21 protein-coding genes are annotated in these 22,893 nt (G+C 44.5%); 7 read left to right on the top strand and 14 right to left on the bottom strand.

Annotation, left to right across the window (positions count from 1 at the left end; genetic code table 11):
- Positions 1-100: 100 nt before the first annotated feature.
- Positions 101-1,033 (bottom strand): 50S ribosomal protein L3 N(5)-glutamine methyltransferase, encoded by a 933-nt coding sequence (gene prmB, locus R7Z49_RS09425; RefSeq protein ID WP_005380541.1) that lies wholly within the window; start codon positions 1,031-1,033, stop codon positions 101-103.
- Between the two features lie 62 nt (positions 1,034-1,095).
- On the opposite strand from prmB, the gene smrB reads away from it, so the two are divergent.
- A complete protein-coding gene (smrB, locus tag R7Z49_RS09420) occupies positions 1,096-1,626 on the top strand; it encodes an endonuclease SmrB (RefSeq protein ID WP_005380539.1) in 531 nt (176 codons plus the stop codon).
- A 96-nt stretch (positions 1,627-1,722) separates the two neighbouring features.
- Here smrB and sixA read toward each other — a convergent pair whose 3' ends face one another.
- Complete coding sequence (gene sixA, locus R7Z49_RS09415; RefSeq protein WP_005380537.1) at positions 1,723-2,187, bottom strand: phosphohistidine phosphatase SixA; 465 nt, start codon at positions 2,185-2,187, stop codon at positions 1,723-1,725.
- 374 nt (positions 2,188-2,561) lie between these two features.
- On the opposite strand from sixA, the gene R7Z49_RS09410 reads away from it, so the two are divergent.
- The gene (locus R7Z49_RS09410) at positions 2,562-5,339 is read left to right on the top strand and encodes an insulinase family protein (RefSeq protein ID WP_318111581.1); all 2,778 of its coding nucleotides are present in this window, start codon (positions 2,562-2,564) and stop codon (positions 5,337-5,339) included.
- A gap of 166 nt (positions 5,340-5,505) precedes the next feature.
- Positions 5,506-5,760 (top strand): CG2 omega domain protein, encoded by a 255-nt coding sequence (locus R7Z49_RS09405; RefSeq protein WP_213915937.1) that lies wholly within the window; start codon positions 5,506-5,508, stop codon positions 5,758-5,760.
- A gap of 63 nt (positions 5,761-5,823) precedes the next feature.
- Here the strand turns inward: R7Z49_RS09405 and fadJ are convergent, their stop codons facing one another.
- Positions 5,824-7,935 carry a fatty acid oxidation complex subunit alpha FadJ gene (gene fadJ, locus R7Z49_RS09400; RefSeq protein WP_213915936.1) on the bottom strand — a complete coding sequence of 704 codons (2,112 nt, stop codon included), beginning with the start codon at positions 7,933-7,935 and terminating at the stop codon, positions 5,824-5,826.
- Entirely contained in the window at positions 7,935-9,242 is a 1,308-nt protein-coding gene (gene fadI, locus R7Z49_RS09395) for an acetyl-CoA C-acyltransferase FadI (protein WP_318111579.1), read from the bottom strand. The genes fadJ and fadI overlap by 1 nt, the downstream gene beginning before the upstream one ends.
- 720 nt (positions 9,243-9,962) lie before the next feature.
- Between fadI and R7Z49_RS09390 the strand changes: the two genes are divergently transcribed.
- The 4 genes from R7Z49_RS09390 (at position 9,963) to R7Z49_RS09375 (ending at position 14,445) form a co-directional block, all read left to right on the top strand.
- Positions 9,963-10,538, top strand: a complete 576-nt coding sequence (locus tag R7Z49_RS09390; protein ID WP_033907378.1) for a sigma-70 family RNA polymerase sigma factor — start codon at positions 9,963-9,965, stop codon at positions 10,536-10,538.
- The gene (locus tag R7Z49_RS09385; RefSeq protein WP_186584743.1) at positions 10,531-11,262 is read left to right on the top strand and encodes a DUF3379 domain-containing protein; all 732 of its coding nucleotides are present in this window, start codon (positions 10,531-10,533) and stop codon (positions 11,260-11,262) included. Before R7Z49_RS09390 ends, R7Z49_RS09385 begins: the two co-directional genes overlap by 8 nt.
- Before the next feature lie 297 nt (positions 11,263-11,559).
- Positions 11,560-12,819 (top strand): outer membrane protein transport protein, encoded by a 1,260-nt coding sequence (locus R7Z49_RS09380; protein WP_186584741.1) that lies wholly within the window; start codon positions 11,560-11,562, stop codon positions 12,817-12,819.
- A 309-nt stretch (positions 12,820-13,128) separates the two neighbouring features.
- Positions 13,129-14,445: an outer membrane protein transport protein gene (locus R7Z49_RS09375; RefSeq protein ID WP_318111577.1), complete on the top strand. Its 1,317-nt coding sequence runs from the start codon at positions 13,129-13,131 to the stop codon at positions 14,443-14,445.
- A gap of 74 nt (positions 14,446-14,519) precedes the next feature.
- Here R7Z49_RS09375 and R7Z49_RS09370 read toward each other — a convergent pair whose 3' ends face one another.
- The 10 genes from R7Z49_RS09370 to ccmA form a co-directional block, all read right to left on the bottom strand.
- Entirely contained in the window at positions 14,520-15,293 is a 774-nt protein-coding gene (locus R7Z49_RS09370) for a VacJ family lipoprotein (protein WP_005380523.1), read from the bottom strand.
- Between the two features lie 216 nt (positions 15,294-15,509).
- Entirely contained in the window at positions 15,510-16,724 is a 1,215-nt protein-coding gene (gene ccmI, locus R7Z49_RS09365) for a c-type cytochrome biogenesis protein CcmI (RefSeq protein WP_005384453.1), read from the bottom strand.
- Positions 16,724-17,209 carry a cytochrome c-type biogenesis protein gene (locus tag R7Z49_RS09360; RefSeq protein ID WP_005380519.1) on the bottom strand — a complete coding sequence of 162 codons (486 nt, stop codon included), beginning with the start codon at positions 17,207-17,209 and terminating at the stop codon, positions 16,724-16,726. The genes ccmI and R7Z49_RS09360 overlap by 1 nt, the downstream gene beginning before the upstream one ends.
- Complete coding sequence (locus R7Z49_RS09355) at positions 17,206-17,760, bottom strand: DsbE family thiol:disulfide interchange protein (protein WP_005380518.1); 555 nt, start codon at positions 17,758-17,760, stop codon at positions 17,206-17,208. Before R7Z49_RS09355 ends, R7Z49_RS09360 begins: the two co-directional genes overlap by 4 nt.
- A gap of 1 nt (position 17,761) precedes the next feature.
- On the bottom strand, positions 17,762-19,738 hold the full coding sequence (locus tag R7Z49_RS09350) for a heme lyase CcmF/NrfE family subunit (protein WP_017635943.1): 1,977 nt from the start codon (positions 19,736-19,738) through the stop codon (positions 17,762-17,764).
- The gene (gene ccmE, locus R7Z49_RS09345; RefSeq protein ID WP_005380516.1) at positions 19,735-20,220 is read right to left on the bottom strand and encodes a cytochrome c maturation protein CcmE; all 486 of its coding nucleotides are present in this window, start codon (positions 20,218-20,220) and stop codon (positions 19,735-19,737) included. The genes R7Z49_RS09350 and ccmE overlap by 4 nt, the downstream gene beginning before the upstream one ends.
- On the bottom strand, positions 20,217-20,423 hold the full coding sequence (ccmD, locus tag R7Z49_RS09340; RefSeq protein ID WP_005380515.1) for a heme exporter protein CcmD: 207 nt from the start codon (positions 20,421-20,423) through the stop codon (positions 20,217-20,219). The genes ccmE and ccmD overlap by 4 nt, the downstream gene beginning before the upstream one ends.
- Positions 20,424-20,434: 11 nt before the next feature.
- Entirely contained in the window at positions 20,435-21,178 is a 744-nt protein-coding gene (locus tag R7Z49_RS09335; RefSeq protein ID WP_005380513.1) for a heme ABC transporter permease, read from the bottom strand.
- A 109-nt stretch (positions 21,179-21,287) separates the two neighbouring features.
- Positions 21,288-21,956, bottom strand: coding sequence for a heme exporter protein CcmB (ccmB, locus tag R7Z49_RS09330; protein ID WP_005380512.1), 669 nt, complete (start codon positions 21,954-21,956; stop codon positions 21,288-21,290).
- Position 21,957: 1 nt separating this feature from the next.
- On the bottom strand, positions 21,958-22,575 hold the full coding sequence (ccmA, locus tag R7Z49_RS09325) for a cytochrome c biogenesis heme-transporting ATPase CcmA (protein ID WP_005380511.1): 618 nt from the start codon (positions 22,573-22,575) through the stop codon (positions 21,958-21,960).
- Between the last annotated feature and the right edge of the window lie 318 nt (positions 22,576-22,893).

The following is a 22,893-nucleotide window of genomic DNA, read 5'->3' as shown; positions in this document are numbered from 1 at the left end:
CTTTATTACGTTTTGATGTAAAGAGTTAATATCGGCGAGGTATGCATAAAAAAACACCGAGCATAAAGCTCGGTGTTTTGATGTTTAGTGCAAGACTCTATTAGTCTTTGTACAGTTTAAACTCTTCTGCACACTCAACCAGCTGGTCACGCGTTAGCATAAACACGCCATGACCGCCGTTCTCGAACTCAATCCAAGTAAATGGAATCTCTGGGTACTGTTCCATCATATGAATCATTGAGTTTCCGACTTCACAAATAAGAATGCCGTTATCTGTTAGATAATCTGGCGCGTTAGCAAGAATACGACGCACTAGTTTTAGACCATCCGTACCCGCAGCTAGCCCAAGCTCAGGCTCATGCGTGAACTCATCTGGCAGGCTGTTCATGTCTTCTTCATCCACATATGGTGGGTTGGACACGATTAGATTGTATTTCTCTTTTGGAAGATCACGGAACAAATCAGAGCGAATTGGGAACACTTGCTGCTCCATGCCGTGATCTTGTACGTTTTGCTCAGCCACTTGTAGAGCATCTGTAGAGATGTCGATAGCATCCACTTCTGCTTCAGGGAAAGCGTGCGCACAAGCAATCGCGATACAACCAGAACCCGTACATAGGTCCATGATGCGCGTAGGCTCTTCCACCAACCAAGGTTGGAATTCCGCTTGAATCAATTCGCCGATAGGAGAACGTGGCACAAGTACACGCTCATCAACGAAGAACTCAAGACCGCAGAACCATGCTTTGTTTGTTAGGTATGCTGTTGGCGTACGCTCGTTGATGCGTTTTACTACGCGCTCAACAATACGCAGACGCTCGCTTGTCGTTAGGCGAGAGTTCAATACGTGCGGAGGCACATCAATCGGCAAGTATAAGGTTGGCAGGATAAGCTGAACTGCTTCATCCCACGCATTATCAGTACCATGACCGTAAAACAGGTTCGCTGCATTAAAGCGGCTTACCGTCCAACGAATCATATCTTGAAGGGTATGCAGTTCCGATACCGCTTCTTCTACAAAAATCTTATCCAAAATTGCCTCCGAAAAGCGCTACAATACTGCCAATAAAGTTTATTAATGAAATTGTTTACCTAATGAGCAAAAAAGACACCGAGAACGATGACGATTTCGCCTTGTTTCAGGAAGCAGTACAGGGCGTAAAAAAGTTGCGACAGGATACCATAATCCAGCAACCAAAAAAAAATACTAAGCAAAAAGAAATCAAGCGCTCCAACCGTGAAGCGAGTGACTCTGAATTTTACTTTTCAGACGAGTTTGTCCCTCTATTAAACGATGAAGGTCCAACTCGTTATGCACGTGACGACGTCTCCACTTATGAAGTCAAACGTCTACGTCGTGGCGTGTATGTACCGGACGTGTTCCTCGATATGCACGGCATGACACAGCAAGAAGCAAAACGCGAGCTTGGTGCGATGATAGCCTATTGCATCAAAAACGAGATTCATTGTGCGTGTGTGCAACATGGTATTGGGAAACACATCCTGAAACAGAAAGCCCCACTTTGGTTAGCACAGCATCCTGACGTTATGGCTTTTCACCAAGCGCCACTAGAATTTGGTGGTGATGGTGCGTTGTTAGTGTTGCTTTCAATTCCTGAAAAGTAACAAGCTTGCTGTAGACACGACGAAACGAAAAGGCAGGGATCTCCTGCCTTTCTTATTCTGTCTCTAATTTGCAAACGCTTATTTTGGTTTAGACACTTATGGCGTAATATGCCATAGCACTTCACCATTTTGTGTTTGTAAATCATATTCAATGCACACTAGCCCTGATGTAGGAAACATCGGTGGTGTCATGTCTTTTACAAACTCTGAAGTCAGATAACCGACCAAAGGCAAATGCGATACGAACAAAAGCGAGTCCAATTGTTCGACTTCTATTAACGCACTTGCGAAATCGAAGACATGCTCGGACTGGCCATAAGGTGTAATATCTTCACAAGTTTCAATGCTTTTTGCAGAGAAATACGCACTGATCTCTTGCCAAGTTTGTTGAGCTCTAATGTACGGACTCACCAACACTTTATCGAATTGCGCAAAACCCTGTTCTTTACAGGCTCTCGCAACCGCTTCTGATTCGACTCTGCCTCTTGGGGTCAATTGTCGTGCTGCGTCTGAATCTGCAAAATGCTCGGCTTCACCGTGACGCATGATGAATATTTTCATGTTATTTCCTAGGGATAGCTAACGCTACCAAAAGGTTGACTGCTATCTTTATTAGATAGACGGGGCTAACTTTAACAATGACGAAACAAAAATACTGATATAATTATCTGTTCATTATACCAATTCGCTTGTTAAAGATAGCGACTTTCTTAACAATCTATTAAAAGAATGTACTCAGTTCATCACACTATTTAACTGTGCAATGAGTTCAGAGCATTCACTCAAACAGTTCTTCCCCATACGCAAACGCGATGGGCCTGTGCAGAAGTCTACGAATAACAAAAATACGGCAAGCAGTATTTGTCGAAACGCAAACTTTGCGCCCCCCGCGAGGGGAGCCTAAATTACTGTAATGCGAAATCTGGAGACGCATCGTGCATCTAAGTCCTAACGATTCAAATCAATACCGCTACATTACCTTGAGCAATGAACTGCGTGTACTGCTGATTCATTCCGATACAGCTCAACAGTCGGCAGCTGCTCTGGCAGTGAACGTTGGACACTTCGACGACCCAAACGATCGCCAAGGTCTGGCACACTATTTAGAACACATGCTTTTTTTGGGTACGGAAAAATACCCTAAAGTGGGCGAGTTTCAAAGCTATATTAGCCAACACGGTGGAACAAACAACGCTTGGACTGGTACAGAGCACACTTGTTTCTTTTTCAACATTGCTCCAAATGCCTTTGAAAGTGCCTTAGATCGATTTAGCCAATTCTTTACCGCACCTTTGTTTAACGAAGAAGCATTAGACAAAGAACGCCAGGCTGTCGACTCCGAATACAAGCTCAAACTCAATGATGATTCTCGTCGCCTGTATCAAGTTAACAAAGAAGTCATCAATCCAGAGCACCCGTTTTCAAAATTCTCTGTCGGAAACTTAGATACTCTTGGCGACCGAGATGGTAAATCCATCCGCGACGAAATTGTGGAGTTTCACCACTCTCAGTATTCCGCCGATTTGATGACACTGACTCTATTTGGGCCACAGTCGCTCGATGAACAGCAAGCTTGGGTAGAAACCATGTTTGCCGACATCCCAAATCACCACCTTCGTGGAAAATCGATTGATGTACCGATAGGCACTGAGGAAAGCACGGGCATTTTGGTTCAAGTCGAGCCGCTCAAAGAGTTCCGTAAACTGATTCTCACATTCCCCATGCCGGGAATGGATGCGCATTATAGCGTGAAGCCACTCTCCTACTTTGCTCACCTGTTGGGTTATGAAGGAGAAGGCAGTTTGATGCTTCAACTCAAAGAAAAAGGCTGGATTACTTCTCTCTCAGCGGGCGGCGGCGCGAGTGGCAGTAACTACCGAGACTTTACCGTAAGCTGCACCCTGACGCCAAACGGCTTAGATCATGTTGATGATATCGTTCAAGCAGTTTTTCAATACCTCTCGATGATCAAACAAGACGGGTTAGATGAATGGCGCTATCTCGAAAAACAAGCGGTATTAGAATCGGCTTTTCGCTTCCAAGAGCCATCGCGCCCAATGGATCTCGTCAGCCATCTGGTGATCAACATGCAGCACTATCAACCGGAAGACACGGTTTATGGTGACTACAAAATGGCGGGCTACGATGAGGAGTTACAGCGTTCATTGCTGCGATACTTAACCATCGATAATGTACGCGTCACTTTGATTGCTAAAGGCCTGGAATACAACCGTACTGCCGAATGGTACTTTACCCCGTACTCCGTCACACCTTTTAGTGAAGACCAACGTCGTTTGTATCAACAAATCGACCCAAGCTGGCAATTCGTCTTACCGGAAAAGAACCCTTATATTTGCTACGACCTCGACCCCATGCCACTCGAAAATGGTGATTCACTGCCAGAGTTGATTGAGGATCTCGAAGGGTTTCGGCTGTGGCATTTGCAAGATGACGAGTTTCGCGTGCCAAAAGGTGTCGTTTATGTCGCTATCGACAGCTCTCATGCCGTTGCATCACCAAAGAACATCGTCAAAACGCGCTTATGTGTAGAGATGTTCCTCGATTCGCTAGCAAAAGAAACCTATCAAGCAGAAATCGCAGGGATGGGTTACAACATGTACGCTCACCAAGGTGGCGTGACCTTAACCCTCTCAGGGTTCAGTCAAAAGCTGCCTCAGTTGCTAGAAATGATTCTGCACCGTTTTGCTTCTCGAGATTTCAGCCCTGCTCGCTTTGAAACCATCAAACAACAACTGTTACGAAACTGGAGAAATGCTTCACAAGATCGCCCTATTTCTCAGCTGTTTAACGCACTTACTGGGTTACTTCAACCCAATAACCCGCCTTTCGCAACCTTAGTCGAAGCGCTAGAAGAAATCGAAGTCGATGAACTCTCGGTATTCGTAGAATCCATTCTTGCAGAACTGCACGTCGAAATGTTTGTCTACGGAGACTGGCAACGCCAGCAAGCCCATGACATGGCAACGACCTTAAAGGATGCTCTAAGAGTGAACGAGCAACGTTATGAAGAAGCACTTCGTCCGCTCATTATGCTAGGTAAAAATGGCAGTTTTCAACGTGAGGTGCATTGTAATCAGCAAGATTCCGCAGTCGTTATTTACCACCAGTGCGAGGATATTGAGCCTCGCAGTATCGCGCTATACTCATTGGCCAATCACCTTATGTCGGCAACGTTTTTCCACGAAATCCGTACCAAGCAGCAATTAGGTTACATGGTAGGCACTGGCAATATGCCGCTAAATCGTCACCCTGGTATTGTACTGTATGTGCAGTCACCTAATGCAGCACCTGCCGAGCTGGTTACCTCAATCGATGAGTTTTTAAATGCCTTTTATATGGTGTTGTTAGAGTTAAACGATTACCAATGGCACAGCAGTAAGCGCGGCTTGTGGAACCAAATAGCAACGCCTGACACCACTCTTCGAGGACGAGCTCAACGTCTTTGGGTTGCAATAGGAAACAAAGACACTGAGTTTAACCAACGTGACAAGGTACTTACGGAGTTGAAGAAGCTGACGCGCGCAGACATGATTCGCTTCGTTGTGAACGAATTGAAACCTCGTACTGCAAATCGTTTGATCATGCACTCTCAAGGTCAAGCGCATTCGGAGGCTCCGCGCATCCATCTAGGACAAGAAATAGGATCGATTGAAGAGTTCCAACTTCGGCCAAAAGATTGCGGCTTGGGGTGATCTAGTTGCTCAGAAATAAAATTGTCGATTACTAGAATGTACCTACAAACCCATGAGGTTGTCGGTCTCATAGATTGAATCGGCACCATAATTGGCAGAAAATTGAAATTACGCCATTGCGGCTTATCTCTAATTACCGCACTAAAAATAACTTAATGAGGTAATCATGAAAAAAGCACTTTTACTAGTGGCTCTTATACTGCCATTGGCATCTGCTTACGCTGAACTCTCAGTCAAAGGCGATGGCTTCGAATTAAGTGACGACTGTGTGCGCCTTAGCGGAGACAATGTATCCATCAAATCAGATGATTGCTCTTCAAAGCAGTGGAATGATAAAGACAAAAAAGGTAACAGCAGCGTTCACGGGGACGACAACCCAGGTAAAGGCCACAATAAAGATAAGAAAGACAAGAAGAAGTAACCATTTCTTCTTTATGAAAAAGGCTTGCCACTGGCAAGCCTTTTTTCTCTACCGAAGCAACGTTTAATAGAACGTTGTCCCTTCACCAGCTCGAGTAAGCAAACCATCACATGGCGCGTAACGATCGCCATACTTCGATGCAAACTCATTCATTTTCTCTACGAGCTCTTTAATGCCAAATTGGTCCATGTAACGGAACGGACCACCCAAGAACGGTGGGAAACCAATACCAAATATCGCGCCAATATCACCGTCACGTGGCGAGCGAATGATGCCATCATCCAAACAACGTACCGCTTCATTCAGCATTGGCAGCACACAGCGCAACGCAATATCGTTATCGCTTAGCTTAGATTCAGGGTCGAGCTTAAGCAGTTTGTAAACTGATTTGTCGACATCTTTCTTCTTGCCCTTGTAAGTGTAAAAGCCCTTACCACTCTTGCGTCCTTTACGTCCATCATTTAACAAGATATCAAACACATCCGGGCCTTTGAATCGGTCACCTAACTCATTAACCAGAATCGGCATAATTTTCGCGCCAATGTCGACACCGACTTCATCCAGTAAGGTAATCGGGCCGACAGGGAAACCAAAATCAAGCAACGCCGTATCAATCTTTTCGATCGGCTCGTTAGCCAACAAAATATGCGCCGCTTCGTTCATGTATGGAGCAAGAATGCGGTTCACGTAAAAGCCCGCTTTGTCTTTCACTACGATTGGGGTTTTACCTTGCTTCTTAGCAAGTGCAACAACTGTTGAAACGGTTTCATCTGACGTCGTTTCATGTGGAATCACTTCCACCAAAGGCATTTTTTCTACTGGGCTGAAGTAATGCAAACCAACTACGTTTGCTGGACGCTCTGCTTTTTCTGCAATTTTGTGGATAGGCAACGAAGAAGTATTGGTCGCAAAGATAGTTTCTGTCTTAGCGTTCGCTTCAATGTCCGCCACCATTTTTTGCTTAAGATCTAAGTCTTCAAAAACGGCTTCAATTACGACATCAATATGATTAAAACTGGTAAAATCGACACCACCAGACAGTTGCAGCATTTTCGCTTGCAGATCGGCCTTGGATAGAATGCGACGTTTGCGCTGTTTCTCAAATAACTTGTAGTTGTAGTTGAGCGCATTTAAAACACCATCGTTGCTAACGTCTTTGATGCGAACAGGTACTTTTGCTTTTGCAACAGACACATGGCTGATTCCGGCGCCCATCAGACCACCACCAAGCACACCAACTTTATGAACTGGTGCTGGTTTCGCATCCGTGCCATTTTCTTTCTTCATTTCTGTTGTGGCAAAGAAGATCGAACGGAGCGCTTTTGACTCTGAGCTCATCACAAGCTCACCGAAGCGCTTCGCTTCAAGTTCTTGACCTTTAGCGAAGCCTTTCTCTAAGCCATGTTGAATAACTTCTAGAATTGCAACCGTTGCTGGATAGTTACCGCGAGTTTTTTGATTCGTTTTCTTCGCAGCTTGCTCAAATACAAACTTGCGCCCTAGCCCGCTACCAGACATCACCTTTTCTTTCGTCGATAGCTTTTTCGTGCCCTTGTTTTTACCTTTGTCGATAAACTGTTTTGCTACGTCGAGCAAAATGGTGTCAGGCACACAGGCGTCCACAACGCCCAATTTTTTAGCTTTCTTCGCACGAAGTTGTTTACCCGTCAGGATCAAGTCTAACGACGGTAACAGGCCAATCAAACGTGGCAGACGCTGAGTACCACCAGAACCTGGCAATAAACCAAGTTGTACTTCTGGCAGACCTAAACGCGTTTTGTCAGAATCCGTACAAACACGATAATCACATGCAAGAGCCAGTTCTAAACCACCGCCCAAACATGGGCCATGAATAGCCGCAACGACAGGATAAGGTAAGTCCGATAGCTGCTGGAACAACTCCTGACCTTGCCTTGCTAAGGCTTCCGCTTCACTTGCTGTGGTGCATGCTTCTAGCATTCGAACATCAGCACCCGCAACAAAATTGTCCGGTTTGAGGGAGTGGATGATCATCCCTTTAATACCACTGGAGTCTTTTAGCTGAGCAAAAATTTCTTTCATTTCGTCAGCAAAAGCCGCCTGCAGCGTATTCATTTTTTCATTAGGAACATCAATTGCTAACCAAGCAATATTTTGCTCATCAACCTTTAGACTAAATGCTTTTTGCTCGCTCATTACTCAACCTCCAGAATCATTGCCGCACCAAGACCACCAGCAGCACATGCGGTATTCAATGCAATACCACCGCCACGGCGTTTTAGCTCTCGTAGGGTTTGCGTCATCATACGCGCACCAGTCGCAGCAAATGGGTGACCATAAGCAATTGATCCGCCAAGCACGTTGAACTTATCCATGTCAATTTCACCAATCGCTTTTGAGCGACCAAGGTTTTCTTGAGCAAACTTATCGGAAGCAAACATCTTCACATTCGCCAATGCTTGAGCAGCAAAGGCCTCGTGCATGTCGATCAACGTCAGGTCTGACAGTTCCAAGCCTGTATTTTCAAGCACTTTCGCTGTAGCATAAGTCGGCCCCATCAGCATGTCCTTTTCCACGCCGATAGCAGAGAATGCATAACCTCGGATGTAACCAAGAATCTCCATTCCGAGCTCTTTCGCTTTACCTTCTCGCATCAACATCACTGCCGCACCACCATCAGTCAATGGCGTACTGTTCGCAGCCGTAACACTGCCATACTGACGATCAAACGCAGGTCGCAATTTCGCGTATCCCTCAACCGTTGAGTCATGACGAATATTGTTATCTTCCGAAATCCACTTTTTGTATGGTTCAGGGAAAGCCGTCATCACTTCATCTTGGATTTTTCCTTCTTTCCAAGCTTGAGAAGCCAGCGTATGAGAACGATGTGCAAGCGCATCCTGTTCTGCGCGAGAAATACCATGTGTTTTAGCCATTTGCTCTGCAGTTTGTCCCATGGATAAACCCGTAGAGTACTCTGCTACTGCTGGTGGCACTGGCATCAGGTCTTTAAAGCTCAAGTTTTTGAGGATACTAAGCTTCTGACCCATTATTTTTGTCTTACTAAGAGCAAGCAGATTAGCGGCCAGTTTCTTTGATACGCCAATAGGCAGGACGGAAGAAGAGTCTGCACCGCCAGCAATACCAATATCGATGGTTCCCGCCATGATGCTTTCTGCGACATTAACCGCCGCTTGAAAACTCGTCGCACACGCTCGAGTCACACTGTATGCATCAGTATGGATGTTCATACCAGTGCCTAATACGATTTCTCGTGCGATGTTTGGCGCTTCAGGCATTTGTACTACTTGTCCAAATACCACTTGTTCGATTAGCTTCGGAGCAATATCTGTTCGAGCAAGCATTTCGCTTACTACCATTTTCCCTAAATCGACCGCTGGCACTTGGCTAAATTCCGTGCTTTGACGAGCAAAGGGAGTTCGAAGCCCCGCGACAATAGCGACACGCTCACCATTGCGTGTTTTTACTTCCTGCTTGCCCATTGTTTCTCCTTAAATACAAGAGGTCTGACCTGATGCATTGTAATGAATTTGTTAAATTTATCAAACGTGCGTTTAAATAAACGTGAAGCAAGTAGTTCAATTACTCTACTTCTTTGATTCTTATGCGATTACTAATGGTTAACTATAGAGAGTTAAAACGGTAAGAGGTATACGGAAAGTAAAATCGAAGCAAAAAAAAACCACACATAACTGTGTGGTCGGAATATCTATAAAACAATTAACTTACGCCAATTGAAAAGTAATCAGTTTCCTGATTAGGAGAAAGTAAAGTCAGCCTTCAAAAGGAAGTGTCATCTTGCTCAACATGTTAGTCGCAATGACTAACGAGATGACAAGGTGTACTATAACCCCTTCACTGCTTGATATTTTGAAATAGATCAATTTTATAGTGATTTTACGAGTTTTAAGCTCACCTAAAGCGATTATTGATTCAAAACAATTCAAGAATCCACCATCAGAAGTCCCTTTTAATGCTCCATCGAATGAACTTATCCAAGCCATTGATTACTAATGATGATATTGTTAACAATATATATCAATTCGTGTTCGATGATATCTGACATTTGCGTATACACTTTTAGGTAACCACATGGCTTGTTGTGTCAAAGGGGTTGCATGACAAATCCTGCAACCAAAACCGCTAAGCGATGAAGCAAGTAAAGTCATGCTCAGAACAAATAAGAAACTCACAGAGCGAGGATGGAGGCTCCTGTGGCCATATTAAAAATGTTTGGAAAGAAAAATTCCAACAGTCCGGTCAACTCTGATATGGACAAGCAAAGAAAATACGAAGCGCTCGTCCGAGGGTATCATCGTGACTTGTACCGCTACGCATATTGGTTGTGCAAAGATAAAGCGGTCGCGGAAGATCTAGTTCAGGAAACCTGTCTTAGAGCTTGGAAGTCACTCGATAGCCTCCAGGACGAAAAAGCTGCCAAGTCTTGGCTCATCACAATATTGAGACGAGAAAATGCGCGCCGCTTCGAACGTAAACAATTTGATTTAGTTGATATCGATGATTACGGCAATGATGCTAAAGTCAGCGATGAACCACATCATCAGCAAGAATGGCTGCAGGCACAGATCATGAAGCTCGATGTTGAATACCGTGAGCCTTTATTTCTCCAAGTTGTTGGTGGTTTCAGTGGAGAAGAAATTGGTGACATTCTTGATTTAAATAAAAACACAGTGATGACTCGACTATTTCGCGCTCGTAATCAACTTAAAGAGATGTTGGATTCTCAAGATACCAAGAGAGGACAAAAGAATGGATGATTTAGAATTTCGTCGTCGTATTTTGTCGGATCCAAAACAAAAGGATGAAGAGATTCTGCAAGCTTTAGCTGGTAGCGACGCCAACAATAAGTTTGTTGATGACGTTTTGGATCTCGATGTAAAAATTAAACAAGCCATGAATGTGGATGTACCCGAAGATCTCGCAGATAAGATTTTATTTAGCCAGACGTCGAGTGCACTTGATGAAGAGAAGGTCGTAAGACCAAACTTTGTCCGCAAAGCAATGGCACTTGCCGCTTCTATTGCGTTCACCGCAGGGTTATTAGTTGGCCAAGTAAACTGGGGAAATGTTTTGGTGTCTCCAGCACAAGCCAGTTTAGCGGATACCGCGATGAAACACGTTATTCATGAAGAACCGTTTGTTCGTCATCTTGATGAGGATGTACCGAGCTCGCAAATTAATGCGAAAATGTCGCCATTTCATTACCAGTTTAGTGAAAACTTTCCATATCACGTTTACTACCTAAACCACTGCGGTTTTGGCGAATCCAATGCGGTGCATATGGTGTTCCAAGGTCCAAAAGGTAAAGTAACGTTATTTATTACTGGTATTCCAAGCGAACAAAGTACCGACTTTAGTAAGGATGGCATGACCGGAGTCGTTCAGCCCGTTGGGAGTTCAAGCCTGATTTTAGTCGGGGAAGAAGGTGAAAATATTGATGCTATCGCTACGACTCTTGCATCAATGATTAAGCCGATGTAACAACTTCGACGATTTCCAGCTTTCAAAAGGTTAAATGCCGCTAAATGATCTTATTTAGCGGCATTTTTGTATAAATATAGCACAAAACATTCACCACCGCTATAGCATTTAGAGCTTAAACTCTAAATTATGCATTTTAAGTGCAATTTCCCGTCTTTTAGACATCATTTCTGCAATTTTTATTCAATTTTATCCAATGGTCGGATTTGTCCAAGCAATTATTGATACTACTATCTGCGCCACTGAGCAAAAGCTCAATTTATCGTCCAAAGAGACGAATCTAATAAGGAAAAACAAATGACTCAGAACACGCGTCTGTTTAAAAAGACTCTCCTAGCAGTAACGGTAGCTTTTGCCTCAGGTCAATCGATGGCAGCGGGTTTCCAAATCAACGCTCAATCAGCAACTGGCATCGGCCGTGCATTTGCTGGTGATGCAGTAATCGCAGATAATGCAGCAGTAATGGCTCGTAACCCAGCAGCAATGGCTCTGTTTGATAAAATGGAACTTTCGCTAGGTTTCGAAAGCATTACTTCAATGATTGAAGTGAAAGATGCGAAATATAACGTTAATACTCCTTTGGGCTCCAATACTGTAAGTGTTGCTGATACTGATGATGTGGGTGATACGTCAATAGCTCCAAACATTCACCTAATCGTTCCAGTAAATGACAAGTTTGCATGGGGCGTAAACGCATACTCTAATTTCGGCACTAAAACTGAATTTTCAGATAACTACACCGCAACAGAGTACGGTGGTCTTACGGATGTAAAAAGCTTCAACTTTGGATTGGCGGGTTCTTACCGTTTAAACGAACAATGGAGCTTTGGTGCTGGTTTAGATTTAATCTACGGCCAAGGCACAATGAAGCGTACAACTAGCTCTTCAGTCCCAAGGGTTGGCGGTCAAAAAATTCTGGACGTAGATAAAGCTGATGGTTGGGCTGTTGGTTTTAACGTAGGTACTGTGTACGAACTAGATGAAAACAACCGTTTTGGTCTAGCGTATCGTTACAGCCCTGAATTTACGGCGAAAGACGACAAAGGTCAGGAAATCACGCTACCTCTACCAGATATGGCCGAGTTTTCTGGTTTCCACAAAATCCAAGACACTAAGTTTGCTGTACACTACAGCATCCAATACATCGGCTGGAAAGATTTCGACCAAATTGATTTTGAGAACCTAAATCAGGGTTTACTTAAAGGTGGTTACTCGAAAGACTATCAATGGCAAGATGGCTGGCACTACGCAATTGGTGGTACTTACTACCTAAACAACAACTGGACACTTCGTGCTGGTTACATGTACGACACAAGCGCTCAAGATAAAGTAACGTCTATCTCGGTACCAGACTCTGATCGCCAGTGGTTCTCCACAGGTTTCTCTTACCATATTGATAATAGCTCAAACATCGATTTTGGCTTCACGTACTTGTTAGGTGAAGATGTAAAAGTTAATGAGAATACTCAATTATCTCCTGTTCTTTCTACCGGTGTAACAGCAACAACTCATGCTGATGCAATTCTATTCGGCTTACAATACAGCCGTAGCTTCTAAACGCTTCGCTGTTAGTTAGTAGAAAAATACTTTATATAAAAGGCTGGATTTCCAGCCTTTTTTCATATCTGCGATTTATTGCCCACTCAATTTGAGTGAACACGTGTATCTAAATCTCACAATTAGGACGCACAGCTGTTCGCTGAATTCCGTTTACAAGCCTTTCACAGTTAGATTATTAAACCGCACAAATAACATTTAAAAGCATAATATTCCAAATGACCACTTACGCTGGATTTTCATTTCTAAAGTAAAAACTCTACCTTTAAACTTTTGTCCCACGTTATAAACAAATCAGCGAACATTCGAATGAAAACCAACAAGACTCTTCTATCAACAGCAGTGGCATTAAGCCTACTTGGCGCAACGGGCATGGCTAACGCAGCAGGTTTCCAACTTGCTGAATATTCTGCAACAGGCCTAGGTCGAGCATATGCTGGTGAAGCAGCAATGGCTGACAACGCAAGTGCACAATGGCGTAACCCAGCAATGCTAACTTATTTGGAAGGCACTCAAGTGTCCGTTGGTGCAATCTATGTGAACCCAAATATTGATATTGAAGGTGATGTAAACTTCCACGGTAGTACTTCTTCTGCATCTTCAGATGATTTCGCACATGATGCAATCATTCCAAACTTCTACCTATCACACCAATATAATGAGAAATTCGCGATTGGTTTGGCATTTGGCACCAACTACGGCATGGAAACCGATTTAGGTAAAGGCTTTGGTGCCTCGCACTTCGGTAACGAAGCAAGCGTAACGACAATGGAAGCGAACTTGAACGCAGCTTACAAAGTCAATGAATCAATCAGCGTTGGTGGTGGTATCCGTTACATCATCGGCGAAGGCAGCTTTGGCGCAGCAGCTCCTAGGAATAACGTTGTAGGGTTAAATCCTGAAACTAATCAACCAATCAGTGTTCCTCAAGGTACCGCTCTAAAATACATGGAAGGTGACGATACCGCTTGGGGCTGGCAAGTTGGTACAGCATGGCAGATCAATGAAAATAACCGTATCGGCTTCGCGTACAAATCTGAAGTTGAACTAAAGCTTGAAGGCCATGCTGAAGGTCTTGGTTTTGGCTTCGGTACTTCTGAACGCGACAACGGCTACATGTATCTAAACCTGCCTGCAACGGCTGAGTTGGCAAGCTTCCACCAAGTAACAGACCAACTTGCGTTACACGCAAGCGTTAACTGGACGGATTGGAGCTCTTTCGAGAAATTGGAAGCACGTCTAAATACTGCTGGCACGCATATGGTTAAAGTAGAAAACTGGGAAGACAACTATCGCTTTGCTGTTGGTGCTACTTACCAGCTTGATCCTAAGCTAGCGCTACGCACTGGTATTGCATACGATACTTCAGCGGTAAGCGACAAAAACCGCACGATTACTATTCCAGAAACTGACCGTACTTGGCTAAGTATTGGCGCAACGTACGATTGGACGAAAGACTTCAGCCTAGACGCTGGCTTCACCTATATTTTTGCGAAAGACGCACCAATCGTTGAGTCTCGTGGTTACAAGTCAGACGACACTGCAGAACAAGTCGGCGGGCAATTTGTAGGCGAAACTACGGGTAATGTTTGGCTAATCGGTGTTCAAGCAAACTACCGTTTCTAACCAAGCTGCAAAATACAAAAAAGGCTTAGCATCAGCTAAGCCTTTTTTCATTTCTCGATTATGAAGAACAACGCTTAAAAGTCTTCTAGATATTCATCTAAATACTCTTCTTCTTCGATGTTAACTTCTTCTACCGTTTCAACTTCTGCTTTAAAGTTTTGACGCTGGATATAAACATCGCGAGTTAGAATATATGGATCCGGCGACGAGTCTAGCTGCGCTTCTTGCGGTACTAATAAAGCACGCTTCTCCATTCCTTCAAACGCCCACTTACCCAAACTCGCCCAGAAGTTGAGATAAGAGAGGGGTAAATACGTACTATCTACGGTATCTGTCACTTCACGTAAGGTATACGGACCATAACCTGGAACCATGAAGTAAGGACCATTTCCAACACCATAGTGGCCTACTGCATCACTGAACGCTTTCTCGTCGTACTTCGTAATACCCGCGGCACTTGCAATATCGAATAAACCGAAAATACCGAACGTCGAGTTAATCCAAAAACGGTTAAAGTGGTCCACGGCTTTCGTACCATTACCCATGATTAAGTTATTAACCATGCTTGCTGGCTCATCTAAGTTCGATAAGAAGTTAGCGATACCAGAACGAATAGGAACTGGCGTGTATTCTACATACGCAAGTGATACAGGACGAACCAAATACGGATCTAAATATTCGTAGTTGAGTTCCCACATGGTTCGGTTAAAGCCTTCCAACGGGTCATACACATCAGAAGTCGTTTGATTTGTTTCTTGTCCTGTTACTGCTTCATCAGGCGCACTTGAACAGCCAACCAGTCCAACGGCTAACAGCAACAAGAAGGTAGATTTACCCTTGTTATACATTTTATTTTCCATAACGACTATTAATGTACCTAAGTCACCCCGATTAACCATTGTACGTATGTTGAGCAGGATACATAGTAAAGATGACTCAGATATGGGAATAAATAAAGGCCAGCAATCGCTGGCCTTCGGTATTCTACTCGATCGTTTAGAGTCATACCACTAAAGGCAACTGACTCTACCTCGTTGTCATGTTTCAGAGACAGATGTTAACAATTAATACTGCTGATCAATGGTCACTTCTACTGGTGCGCCAAATTCAACGACGTCACTTTCTCCGTGCCAATCTTGATCACGCGTTGCTACGTTACCGTCAGAATCTACACGCACACGGACGATTAGCTTATCGAGTGAAGATAACTTTTGCCCTTGCATCATGGCATTGCCATCATCTAATACGACTGTGCGAGGGAAAGTACCTAGCGGATAACGAGCAGCAGCCACAGGCATCGGGGAGCCATCTGAACGATGTACTGACACAATCAGAACTGCGTTTGGATCCAACTGAGCATTTGGTGCCACATTAATTGTCACTGCTACACTCTTATCCGGTGAAACCGCTTCGCCCATTTGCTTACGAGCACTCTCAATACTGCGTGACAACATCTCGTAGCGACTATCTTCTGGACCAATCATTTGCTGCATGATTCCCCAGTACTTGATGGCTGCCGGGAAGTCTTGACGCTCAAACGCATCGAACGCTAACAAAGAAAACACACGCAGATCGACATAGTCTTGCTGCATCAGCTTGCCGAGTAATGAGCGAGCCGTCGCTTGATCCATTTCCTCTTGAGACAGCATCAGAGCTTGTGCATAACCCAACATCACATCAGGATCTTTTGGCTCTAGGCGGTACGATTTTTCCATCGCATCGATAGCTGTGGTGACATCACGATTTGCTAACGCAATACGACCTAGCAGTAACCAACCTGTCGAGTCTTCCGGCTGGTAATGTAAGCGAGTTCGAAGGGCAAGGGTCAAATCCGCCATTTCATCGTCACTCAGCGGCTCAGAAGAAGCCGACATCAGCTTTTTCGATAACTCAGGTAGATTTGCAGACACTTCTTGCCATTGAACAATATCGTCTGACGCGCCAAATTTATAATACAAACCATAGCTCAGCACCACCGTCAGAATTACCGATGGAACTAAAACCGCGATTGGAGAAACCTTAGTTTCTTTTTGCGCTTTATCACCAGGGATATCGTCAAGCAGTGATTGCTTTAGATCAGAAATCAGTTCGTCTTCACTTTCAACTAGACCTTCGTCAGTTTCTTCTGCAAGCTCAGATAGTCGGTCTTTATAAAATGCCTTGTTAAGCTCATCGCGTAACACATCATCATTGTTCGCTTTTTGTTTAAGCAGCGGCAAAGCCACCAGCGCACAAGCAATAAGCGTGAGAACAACGGTGGAAATCCAAAATAGTGTCATTACTTCTTATCTCCGTTGTTCTCTTCTTCAAGCAATGCTTTTAAACGAGCTTCTTTTTGCTCATCCCATTGCTCGTCACTGCTCGCTTTTGCCTTAACTTTAGATTTACGGCTACGCAGCACAATCAAACCAAAACCACCCAGTACTACAGCGAGTGGCCCTAGCCACAAAATCGCAGTCGCGACCGTAAATGGTGGGTTGTAAGTCACGAAGTTACCGTAACGGGCGATCATGTAATCAACAATCTCATCTTTGGACTTCCCTTCTTTGGTCATTTCGTACACCTTATGGCGTAAGTCCTGAGCAAGTTCAGCGTTAGAATCCGAGATCGTGTTGTTCTGACATTTAGGGCAACGGAGCGTATGGCTTAACTCTTTGAACTGCTGTTCTTGTTCCAAATTATCAAACTCGTACACTTCAATGGCCGCATGAGCAGCAAGAGATAATGTCATCGCAGCAAAAACGGCAAGAATTAGCTTTCTCATTGCTTCGCCTCCTCAACCAATTTGTTGTAAAGCGGCTCCAGTGTTTCTGACCAATTACGTGGGTTTACATCCCCTACATGGCGATAGCGAATCACACCATTTGCATCAATAATGAATGTTTCTGGAGCACCATAAACGCCAAGGTCAAGGCCAAGCATACCACTGCCATCAAATAGGCTGATCAAGTACGGGTTGCCGAGATCATTCAGCCAACCTATTGCTTTATTACGATCATCTTTGTAATTCATACCGATGATCTTAACGCCCTTACCCGCCAATTCGTTTAGGTATTTATGCTCTGCATAACACGTTGGGCACCACGTTGCCCAAACGTTCAAGAGCAACGGTTCACCTTTAAAAATTGATTGGTCGTACTGTTTTCCAGGCTCAGCCAGGTCTTCTAAATGAAACTCAGGAACTGGCTTGCCAACCAAAACCGACTCCAATTTAGTTGGATCATCGCCCTCTTGGTTACGCATTAATTGGGTTGCGAAAATGCCCGCTAGAATCATGAAAGCGACAAGCGGAATAAATAAGATTTTCTTATTCATGTTATGCCTCCTGCTCTTTTGACTTCGCATTTTTCTTCGGCGATTTACGGAAGCGGTAGCGTTTATCAGAAATCGCTAGTGCGCCGCCTAATGCCATAATCAAAGAGCCAGCCCAAATCCAACGAACGAACGGTTTATAGTAAATACGAACAGCCCAAGATCGGTTGTCGTCTAAACGTTCACCCATTGCAATGTATAAGTCGCGGCTAATACCACGGTCAATGGCTGCTTCAGTCATCATAGACTTAGCCGTACGGTAGAAGCGCTTCTCTGCGTGAAGCGTATTCACGTATTTGCCATCGTGTGTGATCTCAAAGTCTGCGATGTAGCCATCGTAGTTTGGACCATCTTTATCACGCAAGCCTGAGAAGTAGAAATCATAGCCTTGAATTTGGAAGTGTTCGCCAGGTGCTAAACGTACATCACGCTCGATGCTGTAGTTCTGTACCATCGCAATACCGATAACAGATACCGCCAGACCAACATGACCCAACATCATTGCCCAGTGGCTACGTTGCAGCTTGCGAACACCTTCACTAAAGCTATGACGGTGCGTTGCGCGCTCGTACAGTTCAAAGCCATGCATCGCAATAATCCAAATCGCCATCACCCAACCAATGTAAGCCATGGTTGAGAAGAAATCGGCAAACAGGTACACGCATAGCGCGGCCAAGGCGAAAGCAAGCACACCTGAAACGAGCATTGGTTTCACAAGTTTAGATAAATTGTCTCGCTTCCAACGAATAAGAGGGCCAATACCAAGCAGGAAAGCAAATGGCATCATTAACCACGCAAATAGCATGTCAAAGAATGGCGCACCGATAGAGACCGACCCCAAACCAAGCTGCTTGTGTACGAGCGGCAACAGTGTCCCCACTAACACCACAACAAGAGCGGCGATAAGTAATACGTTGTTGGCTAAGAGCGCATTTTCACGTGAGACTAAGTCGAAGTTACCTCGTACACGCACTGCTGCCCCTTTTACGGCAAACAGCAATAAAGAGCCACCGATAACGAAAACGAGGAAGCCTAGAATAAACATACCGCGCGACGGGTCAGACGCGAACGCGTGCACCGATACTAAAATACCGGAACGGACTAAGAAGGTGCCCAACAAACTCAACGAAAATGCAGAGATTGCCAATAGTACCGTCCACGCTTTAAATGTGCCGCGCTTTTCTGTCACGGCAAGAGAGTGCATTAATGCGGTACCCGCTAACCAAGGCATGAATGATGCGTTTTCTACTGGGTCCCAGAACCACCAGCCACCCCAGCCAAGTTCGTAGTAAGCCCACCAAGAACCTAGTGCGATACCAAGTGTTAAGAATACCCATGCTGCGGTTGTCCAAGGACGAGACCAACGAGCCCAAGCAGTATCAAGGCGTCCGGTCATTAGGGATGCGATCGCAAAAGAGAATGCAACCGAGAAACCAACATAGCCCATGTAAAGCATTGGCGGGTGAACAATCAAACCAGGGTCTTGAAGCAGAGGGTTCAAGTCACGTCCGTCAACCGGGAAGAACGGTAACGTACGTAGGAATGGGTTCGACGTTAGGATGATAAACAGTAGGAAACCCACTGAGATCATGCCCATAACAGCAAGTACACGTGCAACCGACTCTTGCGGCATACCACGACTAAACGTCGCTACAGCGACAGTCCAAGCAGCTTGGATTAAAACCCATAGCAACAGTGAACCTTCGTGTGCACCCCATACTGCGGTTAAACGGTAGTACCAAGGAAGCTGACTATTCGAGTTGCTCGCTACATACTGTAACGTGAAGTCGTTGGTATAAAATCCCCAACATAAAATGGCGAAAGAGAACAACAGCATCAGGAACATAGACCAAGATAGCGGTCGCGCTGTGTTCATTAGCATGGTGTTATTATTCGATGCTCCCCACAATGGCAATACGCTCAACAGCACTGCCATTGCAAGCGAAAGAATGAGAGCAAAGTGACCGATTTCAGCAATCATTGGCCGCTTCCTTGTTTCTGTTCGGTGCTGTATTGAAGCGGTTCATGCGTTTTCTTCATCGCTTCTGCAATTTCTGGTGGCATGTATTCTTCATCGTGCTTCGCTAGGACCTCAAATGCCTCAACTGTCGTGGCATCTTTCAGTACACCTTGAGCAACAATACCCTGCCCTTCACGGAACAAGTCAGGAAGAATACCGTCATAGGTAATCGTCACTTTCGGACCGACATCGTGCAGGTCAAAACTCACTTTCAAAGAATTAGGATCTCGACGAACTGAGCCCACAACCACCATTCCACCGATACGCAGACGCTGGCCTACTTCTGGCTTGGTGCCATCTGGCTTACCATTAACCAATTCCGTTGGAGTGTAGAAAAGGTCCATATTTTGATTAAGCGCATAAAGTATCAAACCAATGGTGGCACTAATACCGATAAAGATCGCTAGTACAATACCTAGCCTCTTTTTACGTCTCGGGTTCATAAGGTGTTCTCCATGTTCTTCGCTGCGTCGATACGAGCTTGACGGTCAATTTTTGCTTTCACTTCTTTCAATAATGCATCACCGCGGCGAAGGCTAGTGATCAGAAGAATCAGCATGGATAAGAAAGTAATACCAAACGCACTCCATACGTATGATGCGTAGCCACCCATGGCAAAAAAGTCGCTCAGAGATTCAAAATGCATAATCAGTTACCTCACTGAGTTTGTTCTGTTGCGAGTTTGCGCACCCAAGGGCGGTGACTTTCTTTACTGATGATTTCGTTACGAAAACGGACCATCGTCACGGCACCAAAGAAGAACGCAAAGCCAAAGATGTTCAGCAATAACGGCCAAAGCATGTCGGATGAAATAGAAGGTTGTTCAAATTTCGTGATCGTCGCACCTTGATGAAGCGTGTTCCACCATTCCACGGAAAAGTGAATGATAGGTAGGTTTACTACGCCTACGATCGCTAAGATACCAGCGGCTTTTGCAGCGGTTTTTTGATCGTCAAACGCATGGTAAAGCGCAATCACACCAAGGTAGAGAAATAGAAGAATCAATTCAGATGTAAGACGGGCATCCCATACCCACCAAGTGCCCCACATAGGCTTGCCCCAAACAGCACCTGTAAGTAGAGCAATAAAAGTAAATACTGCACCAATCGGAGCCATCGCAAGTGCCGCCATATCAGATAGGCGAACTTGCCATACTAGGCCAATAAATGCAGCGATCGCCATCGACATATAAACGCCCATAGACCAAATAGCTGATGGGACATGAATGTAGATGATTCGGAAACTGTCACCTTGTTGGTAATCTGAAGGCGCAAATGCAAGCCCCCAAACCGTACCAACCGATAAGCATACGAGGGCCAATACAGAAAACCAAGGCAGAAACTTACCACTCAAACGATAAGCTGCTTCTGGCTTGGCATAAGGATGTAGCCATTTCCACATGTTTTGTTCTCACTCTTACTTCAGGGACACTGTCTAAAGGGTTGAGACCGTAGCAGTGCTTTAATAATAATTCTTTGATCAAGCGCCGCTTCATTGGCACTTTATTGAGTTAGTTGACACTAACTCGTAATGCGGCACTGATGGCAAAAGGCGTTAATGTCATCGCCCCCATTAGCATCGCACCTAAAATCGCTAGTTGACCGTTATACGCCATACCGAGTGCGGCAGCATCAATTGCCGATGTTGCGAAAATCAAAATTGGGATGTAGAGCGGAAGAATAAGCAAACTCAAAAGAACGCCACCCTTTTGCAACCCAACAGTCAACGCCACACCAATGGCGCCAATAAAACTTAGTGTTGGTGTACCGATCATCAAGGTTAATACAACCGATAGCCAAGTATTGAAGTCGAGCGAAAGTAAAACCGCCAATAATGGGCTAATTAAAATCAGAGGTAACCCTGTTAACAACCAATGTGCTATGACCTTTGAAACCACTACAAGTTGCAATGGAATCGGCATTAGCATCATTTGTTCTAGTGCACCGTCTTGAAAATCATCACGAAATAGACGCTCTAATGATAATAAGGCGGACAGCAATGCGGCAACCCAAACGATGCCCGCTGCAATACGTGCTAACAAATTAGGTTCTGGTCCAATACTCAGAGGAAAGAGAGTAATGACAATAATAAAGAACCACAACGGGTTCAGAATGTCTGCCTGACGGCGAAATGCGATTAGGAGCTCACGACGAATGATGGTGGTCATCGAGGAAATCATATCAGTCACCCAGCTTTATTTTTCTAAGTTTCGGGCTGTCCGCAAACATATCTTGATGCGTCGTCAACACAACAATACCGCCATTATCAGCATGACTTGCGAACAAAGATTCAAGCACCTTGACGCCTTGCTTATCAATGGCAGTCAACGGCTCATCTAAAATCCATAAAATTTGCTTACTGAGCCATAACCTTGCCAATGCGACTCGTCGTTGCTGACCTGCGGAAAGTTGTGCTACAGGCACATCTTCTCGACCAGCTAATCCTACTTGAGTCAAAGCGATAAAGATTTCTTCGTCTGAAGAGCGATTATTTTGAATAGATTGATAAAAACGTAAGTTTTCTAATGCGGTAAGCTCTCGTTTCACTCCTGTTTGATGTCCTAAGAAAAGCAGATCTTGATGGAAAACATCACGAGATTTTTCAACCTCTTCGCCTTTCCATTTAATGACACCTTCTTCTCTATCACCTAACCCTGTCACAATCCGTAGCAATGTAGTTTTACCAGTACCATTACGCCCTTCGATCTGGACCAATTCACCAGGCTTAATTTCAAACTGCAGGTTTTCAAACAGAACCCTTTCATCACGGATTGCTGTCAGGTTAGACACTTCTAACATAGAGCTTCAACTAAAAAATGAACGAGCCGCTATATTAGCACAGCTTAGTTATGACAAAACAGGATAAGAGGGCTAGGTTACATGTAAGTTCATGTATTTTTGTTAATTAATCATCACACTTTAATAAAATTAACTATAAGTAGTTATAAGCGCTCATTTTGAATTTGAGAGGCCAGAACTAAGAGCAAGATCGACTGAAGGTTATCTAGGGTTGTATTTAAGAAGAGCATTAGCGGCTAAAAGTAAATTACCACCTTCTAAAGAAGGTGGCTTTGTGTGAGCCCCCTAAAAGGGGGCCTTTGTTTAGTCCAGCGCCAA

Source organism: Vibrio sp. 1562, from assembly GCF_033340155.1.
In the GTDB taxonomy this organism is placed as follows: domain Bacteria; phylum Pseudomonadota; class Gammaproteobacteria; order Enterobacterales; family Vibrionaceae; genus Vibrio; species Vibrio alginolyticus.
Note: the sequence above shows the minus strand (reverse complement) of the source record. Positions and strands in the feature narration are given on the sequence as shown.

What these genes read in the sequence shown, in the direction of transcription:
- smrB (WP_005380539.1), top strand. Translation starts at nt 1,096, where the DNA reads ATGAGCAAAAAAGACACCGAGAACGATGACGATTTCGCCTTGTTTCAG.
- sixA (WP_005380537.1), bottom strand. Translation starts at nt 2,187, where the DNA reads ATGAAAATATTCATCATGCGTCACGGTGAAGCCGAGCATTTTGCAGAT.
- R7Z49_RS09405 (WP_213915937.1), top strand. Translation starts at nt 5,506, where the DNA reads ATGAAAAAAGCACTTTTACTAGTGGCTCTTATACTGCCATTGGCATCT.
- fadJ (WP_213915936.1), bottom strand. Translation starts at nt 7,935, where the DNA reads ATGAGCGAGCAAAAAGCATTTAGTCTAAAGGTTGATGAGCAAAATATT.
- fadI (WP_318111579.1), bottom strand. Translation starts at nt 9,242, where the DNA reads ATGGGCAAGCAGGAAGTAAAAACACGCAATGGTGAGCGTGTCGCTATT.
- R7Z49_RS09390 (WP_033907378.1), top strand. Translation starts at nt 9,963, where the DNA reads ATGGAGGCTCCTGTGGCCATATTAAAAATGTTTGGAAAGAAAAATTCC.
- R7Z49_RS09385 (WP_186584743.1), top strand. Translation starts at nt 10,531, where the DNA reads ATGGATGATTTAGAATTTCGTCGTCGTATTTTGTCGGATCCAAAACAA.
- R7Z49_RS09380 (WP_186584741.1), top strand. Translation starts at nt 11,560, where the DNA reads ATGACTCAGAACACGCGTCTGTTTAAAAAGACTCTCCTAGCAGTAACG.
- R7Z49_RS09375 (WP_318111577.1), top strand. Translation starts at nt 13,129, where the DNA reads ATGAAAACCAACAAGACTCTTCTATCAACAGCAGTGGCATTAAGCCTA.
- R7Z49_RS09370 (WP_005380523.1), bottom strand. Translation starts at nt 15,293, where the DNA reads ATGTATAACAAGGGTAAATCTACCTTCTTGTTGCTGTTAGCCGTTGGA.
- ccmI (WP_005384453.1), bottom strand. Translation starts at nt 16,724, where the DNA reads ATGACACTATTTTGGATTTCCACCGTTGTTCTCACGCTTATTGCTTGT.
- R7Z49_RS09360 (WP_005380519.1), bottom strand. Translation starts at nt 17,209, where the DNA reads ATGAGAAAGCTAATTCTTGCCGTTTTTGCTGCGATGACATTATCTCTT.
- R7Z49_RS09355 (WP_005380518.1), bottom strand. Translation starts at nt 17,760, where the DNA reads ATGAATAAGAAAATCTTATTTATTCCGCTTGTCGCTTTCATGATTCTA.
- R7Z49_RS09350 (WP_017635943.1), bottom strand. Translation starts at nt 19,738, where the DNA reads ATGATTGCTGAAATCGGTCACTTTGCTCTCATTCTTTCGCTTGCAATG.
- ccmE (WP_005380516.1), bottom strand. Translation starts at nt 20,220, where the DNA reads ATGAACCCGAGACGTAAAAAGAGGCTAGGTATTGTACTAGCGATCTTT.
- ccmD (WP_005380515.1), bottom strand. Translation starts at nt 20,423, where the DNA reads ATGCATTTTGAATCTCTGAGCGACTTTTTTGCCATGGGTGGCTACGCA.
- R7Z49_RS09335 (WP_005380513.1), bottom strand. Translation starts at nt 21,178, where the DNA reads ATGTGGAAATGGCTACATCCTTATGCCAAGCCAGAAGCAGCTTATCGT.
- ccmB (WP_005380512.1), bottom strand. Translation starts at nt 21,956, where the DNA reads ATGATTTCCTCGATGACCACCATCATTCGTCGTGAGCTCCTAATCGCA.
- ccmA (WP_005380511.1), bottom strand. Translation starts at nt 22,575, where the DNA reads ATGTTAGAAGTGTCTAACCTGACAGCAATCCGTGATGAAAGGGTTCTG.